The 12664-nt window shown below is 46.8% G+C and carries 13 protein-coding genes and 1 riboswitch; of the genes, 10 read left to right on the forward strand and 3 right to left on the reverse strand.

The annotated features are described in order from the left end of the window. The first annotated feature begins 29 nt into the window (after positions 1-29). Positions 30-536, forward strand: a complete 507-nt coding sequence (locus L865_RS23375) for a tRNA-uridine aminocarboxypropyltransferase (protein ID WP_037470756.1) — start codon at positions 30-32, stop codon at positions 534-536. Positions 537-578: 42 nt separating this feature from the next. Here the strand turns inward: L865_RS23375 and trhA are convergent, their stop codons facing one another. Then, on the reverse strand, positions 579-1256 hold the full coding sequence (trhA, locus tag L865_RS0107785) for a PAQR family membrane homeostasis protein TrhA (protein ID WP_028772712.1): 678 nt from the start codon (positions 1254-1256) through the stop codon (positions 579-581). Between the two features lie 392 nt (positions 1257-1648). Between trhA and L865_RS24505 the strand changes: the two genes are divergently transcribed. The 9 genes from L865_RS24505 (at position 1649) to L865_RS24510 (ending at position 11268) form a co-directional block, all read left to right on the forward strand. After that, positions 1649-2725 carry a hypothetical protein gene (locus L865_RS24505; RefSeq protein ID WP_028772713.1) on the forward strand — a complete coding sequence of 359 codons (1077 nt, stop codon included), beginning with the start codon at positions 1649-1651 and terminating at the stop codon, positions 2723-2725. Between the two features lie 162 nt (positions 2726-2887). After that, positions 2888-2986, forward strand: a riboswitch (TPP riboswitch). Between the two features lie 156 nt (positions 2987-3142). After that, a complete protein-coding gene (gene thiC / locus L865_RS0107800; protein ID WP_028772714.1) occupies positions 3143-5089 on the forward strand; it encodes a phosphomethylpyrimidine synthase ThiC in 1947 nt (648 codons plus the stop codon). A 1-nt stretch (position 5090) separates the two neighbouring features. After that, positions 5091-6689, forward strand: coding sequence for a bifunctional hydroxymethylpyrimidine kinase/phosphomethylpyrimidine kinase (locus tag L865_RS0107805; RefSeq protein ID WP_342666128.1), 1599 nt, complete (start codon positions 5091-5093; stop codon positions 6687-6689). Beyond that, positions 6689-7453 (forward strand): HesA/MoeB/ThiF family protein, encoded by a 765-nt coding sequence (locus L865_RS0107810; RefSeq protein WP_051484511.1) that lies wholly within the window; start codon positions 6689-6691, stop codon positions 7451-7453. Before L865_RS0107805 ends, L865_RS0107810 begins: the two co-directional genes overlap by 1 nt. 2 nt (positions 7454-7455) lie before the next feature. Next, positions 7456-7683, forward strand: coding sequence for a sulfur carrier protein ThiS (gene thiS / locus L865_RS0107815; protein WP_028772717.1), 228 nt, complete (start codon positions 7456-7458; stop codon positions 7681-7683). Positions 7684-7686: 3 nt separating this feature from the next. Then, a complete protein-coding gene (locus L865_RS23385) occupies positions 7687-8523 on the forward strand; it encodes a thiazole synthase (RefSeq protein WP_084632497.1) in 837 nt (278 codons plus the stop codon). Continuing rightward, a complete protein-coding gene (gene thiH, locus L865_RS0107825; RefSeq protein WP_028772718.1) occupies positions 8523-9635 on the forward strand; it encodes a 2-iminoacetate synthase ThiH in 1113 nt (370 codons plus the stop codon). Before L865_RS23385 ends, thiH begins: the two co-directional genes overlap by 1 nt. Before the next feature lie 83 nt (positions 9636-9718). Continuing rightward, positions 9719-9985, forward strand: coding sequence for a hypothetical protein (locus L865_RS0107830; RefSeq protein ID WP_028772719.1), 267 nt, complete (start codon positions 9719-9721; stop codon positions 9983-9985). Further along, positions 9985-11268 carry a putative metalloprotease CJM1_0395 family protein gene (locus L865_RS24510; RefSeq protein WP_051484512.1) on the forward strand — a complete coding sequence of 428 codons (1284 nt, stop codon included), beginning with the start codon at positions 9985-9987 and terminating at the stop codon, positions 11266-11268. Before L865_RS0107830 ends, L865_RS24510 begins: the two co-directional genes overlap by 1 nt. A gap of 166 nt (positions 11269-11434) precedes the next feature. On the opposite strand, the gene L865_RS25455 is transcribed toward L865_RS24510, so the two are convergent. Next, entirely contained in the window at positions 11435-11572 is a 138-nt protein-coding gene (locus tag L865_RS25455) for a hypothetical protein (protein WP_157577491.1), read from the reverse strand. 165 nt (positions 11573-11737) lie between these two features. Continuing rightward, a complete protein-coding gene (locus tag L865_RS0107840) occupies positions 11738-12643 on the reverse strand; it encodes a LysR family transcriptional regulator (protein WP_028772720.1) in 906 nt (301 codons plus the stop codon). Between the last annotated feature and the right edge of the window lie 21 nt (positions 12644-12664).

Genomic DNA, 12664 nt, shown 5'->3' on the forward strand with positions numbered 1-12664 from the left:
GGTGTGAGAATATTAGATAGCAAATAATAATGAGTTTACAAATCATCTTACTTACCCACGAACGTGAAGTGGATAGACCGACGAATACCGGACGATTGGCATTAGAAATGCACCCAGATACTTGCCGACGTATCGTCTGGTCTCGGGTTGAACCCGACCCTTTGTTGATGGATATAACAAAGCAGCCTGACACTTGGTTGCTGTTTCCTGCCGATGACACAGTTATGGTTGAGGTGACTAACTCTACCTCTGATTTTTACAGCAATAATCAGTCAATACAGGTGATTATTCTTGATGCAACTTGGCAAGAAGCACGCAAGATGTATCGTCAAAGTCCTTATTTGAATCAAATCAAACGGCTGAATTTTACCTCTGTGGCGAACTCTCAGTATGCACTGAGGCGTAATCAGGTTGCCGGCGGTTTATGTACCGTAGAATGTGTGGCTCAGTTGATGAGCGATGCAGGACGAACCGCTGATGCTGAGCAACTCACGCAAGCCTTAGCTATGATGCCTACCCAGCGTACCAAAGCGTGATTTAACTATGGTTGCTAAATGACAGTCACTAAATGACGGTGGCTAAATCACGGTTAAATAGATACAGAGAAAGTGGCTGACCGCACCCGCGAGTACAAATAGGTGCCAAATAGCGTGATTGAATGGAATGCGTTTAGCCACATAAAATACCACGCCAAGGCTATAGAAGATCCCACCTAGCAACAGCAAATTAAATCCAAGGTGAGTCATTGATTGGATGAGCTCTTCCATGACAGTGACACATAGCCAGCCCATTAACAGATATAGCGCTAGGCTAAGCTTTTTAAAGCGATGAATAAATTTGGTTTTGAAAATAATACCACCCACCGCTAGCGCCCATATCGCAATAAGAATGGTGGTCGCTTGGCTGTCAGCGAGCTCAATCATCATCATTGGTGTATAGGTGCCTGCTATCAACAGGTAGATGGCGCAGTGATCGGCGAGCTTCCAACGCTGGCGCCACTTTGCCGATGTCGCACTATGGTAAAGTGTTGAGCATAAAAACAGCAGAATAAAGCTAAAGCCATATAAGCTTACACCGACCAGTTGGCCGGTTGTTAGATGTGGTAAGCCTTTGCTGAGTAACATCCACAGCCCGACAATACCGAATAACACGCCCAATCCATGACTAATGCTATTGGCCAACTCTTCCTTGGCGCTGTATGGCAAAATAGCTTTAGGTTCACTATTTTGCGGAAGTGTTGTGCTGGACTCGGCCATTAAGTATTTACTCTAAAGTAGGTCTGATTGGCCAGTGTAACAGCAAGTGCGACTGAATACATCAATTAAGTGTACACTTGTACGCTGAAAATTAATTGCTGCTTAAAGCAATAAATTGAACTAATTAGCATTAGTAGCTTCTAAACCTGCAATCATTACATTGCTGTTATAGCTTGTACGGTTAAATGAGATAATGGCAAAATTTGACTGCTGAGCAGCGGTTATTTTTAATATCGCTCAAGCATGCTTAGCCCAACCACTTTTAGCTAAGGAGTGATTAACTCGCCATTTTTAGCGCAAGGCTCATCGATAAAACCCATAAGTAACAGTGATAACTATGGGCGCAGAGTGACAGTCACAAAACAAAGCACGAATGGAGTTCGTAAGGATAGATGGATAACCACAAGGATAGCAGCTCGCCCGCTTATTTAGGTGGCGGATTCTCCGCTGGAACTGACAATGATGAAATAACGTCGTCAATAGAGTTTAATTCATCAACTCTAGCTGTAGCCGATCCTGCTACAGATCATACTGCGTCAAATATAACATCGATGGGCGATGCCTTGATCGCCAGTCGTGTAGACACCTATGAACATACCAATCGCATTTTTAGTGATAATGCCATCAAGGCGGTGGTTTTAGTTGTTGCTTGTCATATTGCACTGGTGATGGCGCTGCACTTACTTTGGCATAGTTCTAGTTTGCCATTGACTATCACGCCGCCAGCAGCGCCGAAAATTAATGCTTATACCGTCACCGCAGCACAATTAACGCAGTGGCAATCGACAAGCTTAGCTGAAGAATTGCCAGAAACAGAAACAGAAACTCACTTAAGTCAGCAGCCAGTTGAAGAAGCGCAGCCGTCACCATCGCAATCTGTAGCCACCACAGCCGTAGAGAGAGAAGCAACAGACCAAGTGCTTATGCCGCCAGCACTAGAGGTGATAGTCGAAGCGCCAAGCTTGCCTGAGGCACTTAACGAGCCACAACCTAGCTGGATGCAAACGACTGCGCCAGCGAAGAACCAGTATCTTTTTGACATTCAGCAAGACAGGGCTGCTACGGTAAGCAATGATATTGTTGAGCATAATGTCAGCAGCTTTACCCAAAGTTATATCACGCAGCAACGCAATCAAGCCCTCGATACACTGGTTGCGACTCAGGCCGAGCAGTATACGGCAACTAAGACCATGAGTGCCTTAACCCCAGATATGTTGGTACTTGAGTTACCCAAAATCGATTACTACGACACGGCACTGACACTGGATAATGAGATGGATCCCAATCGTATCGTTAAGATTGGCGATACCTGTTATCGCATCGCTAAAGTCCCGACACCATTAAATCCCCATGCTGAGAATATTGGTTTCCCCTTTAATTGCACTGGCGACAAGATTAAACGCGCTATTCAAGCCGCTATGACGAAAAGGCTGCAAAAAATGCATCATCCGGCAGTAAAAAATCACTAGTGTGTAAATGAAGTATTTTCATATTAACTTAATTGTTTTTATTTAATTTCTGACATTAATCTTCTAATTATTTGTTTTTATTGTATTAGATGTAATCAAATACTTTCAATTCATAGTTATTATTTTAGCTTGTGAGTGACTGAACTTTAGGTCTATACTGCTGGCATCTTGTCGGAGTGCCATATGGCTGAGACCGTTAATTCGGGATCCGTTGAACCTGATCAGGCTAATCCCTGCGAAGGAAACAAGCATGATAATTGCTGTTATATCGCTGATTTTTGTTACTCAATTGGTGACTGAATTAGCTGCGATTATTGGCAAATCTACTACATGCTAAATGCGGTTATAGATTTGCAGCTCATCAACTCTCATCTCTCCTGACAAGCAACTTCATTCTAATTTTAAGTGAGATTGCTAATGTCAAATCGTCGTGAAACCCGGGCTCAAGCTCAACAGTTTATTGATAACCTAAAGCCGCTGCAGCACCCTAATTCTGAAAAGGTTTATTTACAGGGCTCTCGCCCAGATCTGCAAGTGGGTATGCGGCAGATATTTCAATCAGATACGCTGGTTGGTGGCACTGAAGATGACCCAGTATTTGAAGCTAACCCGCCACTAAAAGTTTATGACTGCGCTGGCCCATATTCAGATCCACAAGCAAATATCAACGTTAGAGTGGGTTTGCCTAAAATGCGCCAGAACTGGATTGAAGAGCGCGCCGATGTTGAGAAGCTCGCCGGGGCGAGTTCAGGATTTACCCAGCAACGCCTAGCCGATGATGGACTTGACCATCTACGATTTGAAGCGTTAGTGCCGCCGATCCGCGCTAAACAAGGCAAAGTGGTCACGCAGCTGCATTATGCCAGACAGGGCATAATCACCCCGGAGATGAAATATATCGCCATTCGTGAGAATATGGCGCGTGATCAAATCACCGACGAAGTGCTGACTCAAAAAGATGTGGGTGAAAGCTTTGGCGCGTCTATTTCAACCCCAATCACTGCCGAGTTTGTGCGCCAGGAAGTTGCCCGAGGCCGGGCGATTATCCCGTTAAATATCAACCACCCAGAAGCTGAACCTATGATCATTGGCCGCAACTTTTTAGTTAAGGTTAATGCCAATATTGGTAATTCGGCGGTGACTTCATCGATTGAGGAAGAAGTTGAAAAGCTTGTATGGTCAACTCGCTGGGGCGCCGACACTGTGATGGATCTGTCTACAGGCCGGTATATCCATGAAACTCGCGAATGGATTATTCGTAATTCACCAGTACCTATTGGTACCGTGCCTATCTATCAAGCCTTAGAGAAGGTCAATGGGGTTGCCGAAGACCTGAGTTGGGATGTATTTAGAGACACCTTGATTGAACAAGCCGAGCAAGGGGTGGACTATTTCACCATTCATGCTGGTGTATTGCTGCGCTACGTGCCCATGACGGCGAAAAGGCTCACAGGTATTGTTTCTCGTGGTGGTTCAATCATGGCTAAGTGGTGTTTGTCTCACCATCAAGAGAACTTCCTTTACACCCACTTTGATGAAATCTGTGAAATATGTGCCGCTTACGACGTGTCGTTGTCGCTCGGTGATGGCATGCGTCCAGGATCCATAGCGGATGCTAATGATGAAGCTCAATTTGCTGAGTTGGAAACCTTAGGTGAGCTGGTTAAAGTCGCCTGGAAGCATGATGTACAAACCATCATTGAAGGGCCTGGTCATATTCCAATGAACTTGATTAAAGAGAATATGGACAAGCAGTTAGACCACTGTGATGAAGCGCCTTTTTATACATTAGGCCCGCAAACGACTGACATTGCGCCGGGCTATGATCACTTTACCTCAGGTATTGGCGCGGCCATGATCGCATGGTATGGCTGTGCGATGCTGTGCTATGTGACTCCAAAAGAGCACTTAGGCTTACCCAATAAAGAAGATGTAAAGCAAGGGTTAATTGCTTATAAGATTGCGGCTCATGCTGGTGATGTTGCTAAAGGGCATCCGAGTGCACAAATTCGCGATAACGCCTTATCAAAAGCGCGTTTTGAGTTCCGTTGGGAAGACCAGTACAACTTAGGTTTAGACCCAGATACCGCACGTGCTTATCACGATGAATCTCTACCGCAGGAATCTGCCAAAGTTGCCCATTTCTGCTCAATGTGTGGCCCTAAATTCTGTTCAATGAAAATTACCCAAGAAGTGCGTGAATATGCCGCTGCTCAGCAAGTGAGCGTGCAAACTGACTCACAATACCGCGCAGCAAGCACTGCTGATATCGGCATGGCGCAGATGTCGGCGCAATTTAAGGCTCAAGGTGGTGAGCTATACCACGAAGCCCAAGCTCAACTCGAAGCCACTGAGGAGTCTTAAGGTGGCATTGGCAAGCACACAGCCATCGATGGACCTTGGCTGTGAAAAACCTATTGTATGGACGATAGCGGGCTCCGACAGCGGCGGTGGCGCAGGTATTCAAGCTGACTTGTTGACAATGCATGCGTTAGAAGCTCATGGCTGCAGTGTCATTACCTCTGTTACTGCCCAAAACTCAGTGGCAGTTGATCTCGTTGAGGCGGTGAGCGATGAAATGCTACTTGCCCAACTTGATAGTTTGCTAAGTGATTTGCCGCCTAAAGCGATTAAAATCGGCTTACTGAGCGATCAGCAGCAACTTGAGCGAGTCGCAAATTGGTTAGCGATTGATCTTAAAGACTATCAAAAGCGTCATGATGTCACTGTCGCGGTGATTGTGGATCCGGTGATGGTGGCCAGTAGTGGTGATAAGCTAAATCTAGCTAATCGTCTGGATTTTACGCCCTTTAAAGGCCTCATCACACTGATCACCCCCAATATGTTTGAGTTGCAAGCGTTGACTCAGCCCATTGATGACCTACAACAAGCGCACCTTGCTGGCCAGCAACTAGCAGCGCTGCTGCAAACCAATGTGCTTGTCAAAGGTGGTGATAATGGTGGGCTTTGGCATCAGCAGTATGCGCAGGATATTTTTGTCTGCAGACAGGCTGAGCGCACTTCACCGCTGCATCAGCAGCGTAGCTTTTTATTAAAAGGGCCCCGCGTTGGGGATCAACAATACCGCCAACAAGGCTGTCATGGCAGTGGCTGCACTCTATCTTCCGCGATTGCTACAGTGATGGCCCATGGTTTTGTTCTCCATGATGCGGTTGTGGTAGCGAAAGCATTTGTCACTCAAGGGATAGCGTGCGCCATTGCGCCGGGTCAAGGCCATGCGCCGGTAGAGAAAACTCGCTGGCCTGATTCATTGGCTTATTTTCCCCATATCGATGTGCTTGATGATGGTCCGTGGATGAGTGCGGCTAACGTTAACTTCCCACGCTGTAATGACCAGCAGGCGTCTTTAGGCGTGTATCCGGTTGTCGATGAGGTGAGTTTAATTGCCACACTACTTGATGCTGGTGCTAAGACGATTCAATTGCGTATTAAGCAAAATGATGATCCGCTGCTATCGGAGAAAATTACCGAGGCGGTGGCATTAGGCTATCGCCATCAGGCCCAGCTGTTTATCAATGACCATTGGCAGTTGGCAATTGCACAGCGTGCATTTGGTATTCACTTAGGACAAGAAGATCTCTACCAAGCAGATTTAGCCGCGATTGCTGAAAATGGTTGCCGTTTAGGTCTATCTAGCCATGGTTATTTCGAGGCATTAATTGCCCTGCAAGTTAAGCCGAGTTACCTGGCACTTGGACATATTTTTGCCACCACCACTAAAACCATGCCATCGACACCTCAGGGGCTAGCGCATTTAAGTCGCTACGTGCAACTGTTTAGCGGCACAGTACCGTTAGTGGCTATTGGCGGGATTGACGCCGAAAACCTGAGTCTCGTTAAACAAACTCAGGTTGATGACATAGCCGTTGTACGCGCGGTAACCCAAGCGGCTTGTCCCGCTAGTGCTTATCAGCAGCTTAGTCACGCATGGCAGGAGGCATAGTGCTCAGCGACAGTGATTTTATCCGATACTCTCGTCAGATCATGGTGCCTGAATTTGGTGAAGTGGGTCAGCTTAAGTTGGCCCAAGCCAAAGTGGTGATAATCGGCGTGGGTGGTTTAGGTCATCATCTTGCCCATAGCCTAGCAGCGTCTGGGCTAGGTGAAATGATCTTATATGATGGCGATAAAGTGGACAGTAGCAATCTGCCTCGGCAGTTGTTGTTTAATGATGCAGATATTGGCCAATTCAAAGCAGCCGTAGCAGCCAACAGGTTAGGGCAAAACTATCCGCAAACCAAGATAAGTGCGGTGAATGAATTTGCTAATGACGCGCTCAACCACCGCATCGATAGTGATTGTGATTTGTTGATTGATTGCAGTGATAATTTTGATACGCGTCATTGGGTCAATCGCTTTTGTGTTACCAATGACATTGCGCTGCTGTCTGGTTCGGTGAGCCACTTTGATGGTCAGCTTAGCTTGTACCATCCACAGTTATTAGCAAAAAACGGTTGTTATCATTGCTTATTTCCGCAATCCATGCGGGTAAGCAACAATTGCAGTACCACGGGAGTACTTGGGCCCATGGTGACGATGATGGCGGCGCTACAGTCGCTGGTCGCGATAAAATACCTCAGTGGTATCGAGCAGCCATTAGGTGTTTTTCATCGCTTAGATGGCGTAAACCTGCAATGGCGTCAGTCGCAACGACTAGCCGACCCAGATTGTCCCGTATGTGGCAGCTTACAGCAAAAGGATACTTAACCATGAGCGTTTCAAATGAATCGGCGCTTATCGCGCTACATGTTAATGATAGCCGTCACCAAGTGCCACAGGGCACAACTTTGAGTGAACTACTGGCAATATTGGCAATTGATAGTGACTCTGTGGCTTTGGTGTCTAATGGCCAGGTTATTCCAAAGAGTCAGTGGCAAAACATCGCTTGTGAGCCAAATGCACATATTGAACTGTTCGGTGCAGTGGCGGGAGGGTAAATGATGCAAGATAAATTAGTGATAGCTGACCACAGTTTTGACTCGCGGCTGTTTACCGGTACGGGCAAATTTAACAGCGCTAAGACGATGTTAGATTCAATCAAGGCGTCGGGTTCGCAGTTAGTGACAATGGCGGTAAAACGTATCGATCTACAAACCGGATCGGATGATATTCTGCAGCCTTTGGTCGATGCCAATGTTAAGTTATTGCCGAACACTTCCGGCGCCCGTGATGCGAAAGAAGCAGTATTTGTTGCGCAATTAGCCCGTGAAATGATGCAAACCAATTGGGTTAAATTGGAGATCCACCCTGATCCTAAGTATTTAATGCCTGATCCGGTAGAAACCTTATTAGCCGCAAAGATGTTATGTGAGCAGGGATTTGTTGTTTTGCCTTATGTGCATGCCGATCCCGTATTGTGTCGCCGCTTAGAGGAAGTGGGTTGTGCGGCGGTTATGCCGTTAGCGGGCCCCATTGGCTCCAACAGCGGCATTCAAACCACGGCATTTTTAGAGATGATTATTGAGCAAGCCAATGTACCTGTAGTGATTGATGCCGGCATTGGCCGACCATCGCAAGCGGCGCTGGCCATGGAGATGGGCGCAGATGCGGTGCTGGTTAATACTGCAATCGCGAGCAGTGCTTTGCCGGTGGAGATGGCTCGCTGTTTTGCCACTGCCACAGACTGTGGACGGCAAGCCTACTTAGCGGGACTAGGCCAGGTCACTAAGCAGGCTCAACATACAAGCCCGCTAGATATTGGCCTGAGTCAGAGTGTCATCAACCAAGATAGCAGCCTAACCGGCTTTTTGGATGATCCGGCGTTTAGGGGACGATAATGAGTTTTGCTGAGTATTTTAGCGGCTTAGATCGCGATAGTTTATCGATGCAGCTGTACTCGACAACCGCTGCAGACGTTGAAGCAGCGTTAGTACGGCCAAGAGGCGATCTTAAAAGCTTATTAGCATTATTGTCACCGGCGGCTGAAGCCTATTTAGAGCAGATGGCGCAGCGTTCTGTCGCGTTGACTCGGCAACGATTTGGCGCTGCGTTAAACATGTATATTCCATTGTACTTGTCTAACTTATGTGCCAACGAGTGCGACTACTGTGGTTTTACCATGAGTAATAAACTTAAACGTAAAACACTCAATAGTGATGAGATAAACGCTGAAGCTGACGCGATTAAACGCTTAGGCTACGACTCAATTTTACTGGTCTCTGGTGAGCATGAAACTAAAGTAGGTATTGATTATTTTTTGTCTGCGCTGCCGCTCATTAAACCCAAGTTTAACTATTTAGCGATGGAAGTTCAGCCGTTGGCAACGGATGAGTATCGACAGCTTAAGCAGGCCGGACTTGATGCGGTGATGCTCTATCAAGAGACCTATCAGCCTAATACTTATGCCAAGCACCATACTAGAGGCAAGAAAAGTGACTTCCTAAATCGTTTAGCGGCACCCGAAAGAGTGGCGCAAGCTGGCGTGGATAAAATTGGCTTAGGCGTATTGTTAGGACTTGATGATTGGCGACTTGATGCGCTGCTAATGGGTCATCATTTAGCTTTTTTAGAGCAGCGCTACTGGCGTAGTCGTTACAGCATCTCGTTGCCGAGGTTACGGCCGTGCACCGGTGGTGTTGAGCCTAAGGTGTTACTGACCGACCGTGGCTTACTGCAGATGATATTTGCTTTTAGACTGTTTAATCAAGAGCTTGAGATTAGCTTGTCAACGCGTGAATCCCCAGCGCTAAGAGATAAATTATTTGCTTTAGGGGTGACACATCTAAGCGCAGGCAGCTCAACTCAACCGGGTGGATATGCTGCGCAACAGACACAACTGGATCAATTTGAGATCAGCGACGATCGTACGCCTGCACAGATTGCCCAGGTGATTCGATCGCAAGGCTTAACACCGGTATGGAAAGATTGGCAAGGGCAGTGGAGTAATTAGCCTGTATTGACGAGTTTCACTGTACTTTTTAGCTAATGTGGCTAATAATTACACTGTTAATTTAAAGTCAATTGGAGCATTCCATGGAGATCCCATCGAGCTTTGCATCCGGCGTAGCCGGGTTACAAAGTGCACAGTCGGGTCTAACTCAGGCCACCGTTGATGTTGCTAAGCCAACTCAAAAAAACGATCCAGTGGCAGAGACCGATACCGCTAGGCCGGTTGAAGCTACTGATAAAACACAGGCATTGGTGTCAGCCTTAGAATCTGGCCAACAAGCCGAAGCTGCTGTAGAAGTGATTGAAACGTCCAATGAGACCATTGGAACAATCATCGATTTAGAGGTTTAATGATGCAAGGCGTCACTGCTGCGCCGAGTCAGACTGCTTTACCACTGAAAAGTGGTGAAGCGGCTTTTACACGTCAATCCAACCATTCATCGCAGTCAAAATCTAGCACGGCATCGAGCTCAACATCAGGCACGGGCACAGCACAAGGCACAGCCTCATCGGCTTCAATAAGCCATGCACACGCCCCCAAGGTCGCTAAACAAACCTTACATCATGGCCAGGCCATTGGTGTTAGCCACGCCGTGCCGCAAACACCGGTGCCGATTAGCGCGCCTGCAGCAGCAAACAGCCAAACCACTCAAGCCACTCAAGTTGGGCAAGGGCAATTTAGTTTGCAGCAAGGGGCATTATCTGTTGATGCTTTGGTCAATGTTAGCCCAGATAATCGTGCCACTAACAACGGCGATGAAACTACTCCACGAGCAGATAGCAGCAGTGCACCGAGTGTGGCTGCAGGAGAGACTAACCCTGCCAGTGATAACCAAAGCAGTGAACGCGCTGGGGAAGGTGAGCCTAGGCAAGCGCCGCCAAGTGTTGAGGATGAATCTCAGCAAGCTGGCGCCGAAGAGGCTGGCACTAATACTGAAGAAGATAAATCAAGTGATGATCAACAAGCGGTAAAAGAGCAACAGGCTCAACAAGAGTTACAAGCGCTTGCTAAACGTGATGCTGAAGTACGCGCCCATGAACAAGCCCACGCTAATGTGGGTGGCCAGTATGCTGGTTCTCCCAGTTACTCTTATGAACAGGGAAGTGACGGCAAACGCTATGCGGTTGATGGTGAAGTGCAGATTGATATAACGCCAATCGCTAATGATCCTCAGGCTACGGTCAATAAAATGCAAAAGGTCTATGCAGCAGCAATGGCACCGGTACAGCCATCAATGGCTGATATTCAAGTGGCTAACGAAGCAATGCGTAACCTAAATAGTGCTAAAGCAGATTTGGCTAGCGAACGTAGTGAGCAATTTGCTGGCGACAACAATCAAACGCCCCCCATATTTAGCTCAGGTAACGGTCAACAAGCGCGGGTTAATCCTTTTGAAAATGAAGGCAGTCGTTTTCAGCCTGAAACAGATGCTGATGGCAATATTAGTTATGTGGCCCGTGACGAGCAAAACAATGCTGTTGCGACAAGTATAGACAGTATCAATACCCAAGTGACGCAGCAAAGCCAGACTCAGCAAGAGCGTGTTGAAATTCAGCAGGTTAATCTAGATGTTCTGCAATCAAAATATAACCCGCAACAGGCGTCGTCTTCTAGCATCGATTTTAGGGTATAAGCTAGACGTTAAAAACGTCTATCGATTTTTTTACCTCACTTAACCAAGATTAAGTCTTTCTACCTTTTACTGATTGCTGTAATTCCTAGCCTGGATATCTCTTTCATTGCTAGCTGATGGCCGTCTAATACCAATCAGTATAAACATTTAGTCACTCAGTGAGAATTTAGCGGTTCTGAGGCAAGGCAACGAGTGAAGAGCATAGTTGTTCTACGGTTAAACTCGTTAACACGGTATCAAAACCGCTAAAACTCACCATTCTGGCGCGTTTTTGGCTGCCTATTTCTGCGTTGAATAACCTCACAAGGGAGCAACCATTGTTTCAGTTATTCGTCTTGAATTAGTTTGCCAAAAGCGCGCTGAGTAGATCAAATTCTTATACTGATTGGTATAACGGGTTTATGTTTGCCTGCTTGGCTTGCGTAGCCGGTAGCGAGGCAACGACTTAGGAATGTTGATATGATTGGTATTACTTAGGTTCTACTGGTTTGAGATGTTGATTTAAGATCAGTTGCTCAACCAATTTACTTGCTGGCCCTTGTCTATCACGATTGGGGATCACTAAACTTGTCATCACTCTGCGGCGAGTCCCGCCTCTTAAGGTCAGTTGATAGAGGCTGCCGCTAGCCAAGCTCTGCGCTACCAAATGCTGGGGTATCCAGCAAAATCCGATGGGTTTAGCGAGTATCACTAATGCTTCATGAAAGTTCGAAACCGTCCAGCGCTGCTCAGCTTTGAGCCAGCCAATATCATCGGTGTTCTTTAAACCGGTATCTTTGATGACGATTTGTAAATGTTGAGAAAGCGTATGGTCATCTAACTCCTCATTATGAGAGGCAAGCGGATGTTGCGGGTGGCAAACCAGCGCAAAATCAATTTCACATAAAGGTTCAATCAAGTGGCCAGTCGGGGGCAGGCCGCCGACGATAGCAATATCTACTTGCTCAGCTTCAATTAACTCTTTAGTCCCATTAATCACAGAATCAATAATCGTCACGCGAGTGCCGCGGCTTTGCGGTTCAAATGCACTCAATGCATCGACTAAGTGGTGGGTTGGGTAAACAATTTCACGGGCAATGGTCAGTGTTGGTTCCCAGCCACTGTGCAAATTCCCTGCTAACTGCTCAATTTCATTGATGGCATAGGTTAATCCACGGGAGCGTCGAAGCAGCATTTCGCCAGCATCAGTAAGTTGAGCTTTGCGACCTTTGACGACTAAAAGGGTGACACCTAATTGATCTTGCAATTTAGCGACAGCGTGATTGAGCGATGACTGACTACGATTTAGCTGTGCAGCAGCTTGAGCGTAGCCTCCGTGGTCAACAACTGCTTGTAAAATTCGCCACTGTTCTAGGGTGGATTTAGCTTTGCTCATAGTGGTTAAAGTCGCCCATTA

The sequence above is a fragment of the Shewanella waksmanii ATCC BAA-643 genome (genome assembly GCF_000518805.1).
Taxonomy (GTDB): domain Bacteria; phylum Pseudomonadota; class Gammaproteobacteria; order Enterobacterales; family Shewanellaceae; genus Shewanella; species Shewanella waksmanii.

What these genes read in the sequence shown, in the direction of transcription:
- L865_RS23375 (WP_037470756.1), top strand. Translation starts at nt 30, where the DNA reads ATGAGTTTACAAATCATCTTACTTACCCACGAACGTGAAGTGGATAGA.
- trhA (WP_028772712.1), bottom strand. Translation starts at nt 1,256, where the DNA reads ATGGCCGAGTCCAGCACAACACTTCCGCAAAATAGTGAACCTAAAGCT.
- L865_RS24505 (WP_028772713.1), top strand. Translation starts at nt 1,649, where the DNA reads ATGGATAACCACAAGGATAGCAGCTCGCCCGCTTATTTAGGTGGCGGA.
- thiC (WP_028772714.1), top strand. Translation starts at nt 3,143, where the DNA reads ATGTCAAATCGTCGTGAAACCCGGGCTCAAGCTCAACAGTTTATTGAT.
- thiS (WP_028772717.1), top strand. Translation starts at nt 7,456, where the DNA reads ATGAGCGTTTCAAATGAATCGGCGCTTATCGCGCTACATGTTAATGAT.
- L865_RS23385 (WP_084632497.1), top strand. Translation starts at nt 7,687, where the DNA reads ATGCAAGATAAATTAGTGATAGCTGACCACAGTTTTGACTCGCGGCTG.
- thiH (WP_028772718.1), top strand. Translation starts at nt 8,523, where the DNA reads ATGAGTTTTGCTGAGTATTTTAGCGGCTTAGATCGCGATAGTTTATCG.
- L865_RS0107830 (WP_028772719.1), top strand. Translation starts at nt 9,719, where the DNA reads ATGGAGATCCCATCGAGCTTTGCATCCGGCGTAGCCGGGTTACAAAGT.
- L865_RS24510 (WP_051484512.1), top strand. Translation starts at nt 9,985, where the DNA reads ATGATGCAAGGCGTCACTGCTGCGCCGAGTCAGACTGCTTTACCACTG.
- L865_RS0107840 (WP_028772720.1), bottom strand. Translation starts at nt 12,643, where the DNA reads ATGAGCAAAGCTAAATCCACCCTAGAACAGTGGCGAATTTTACAAGCA.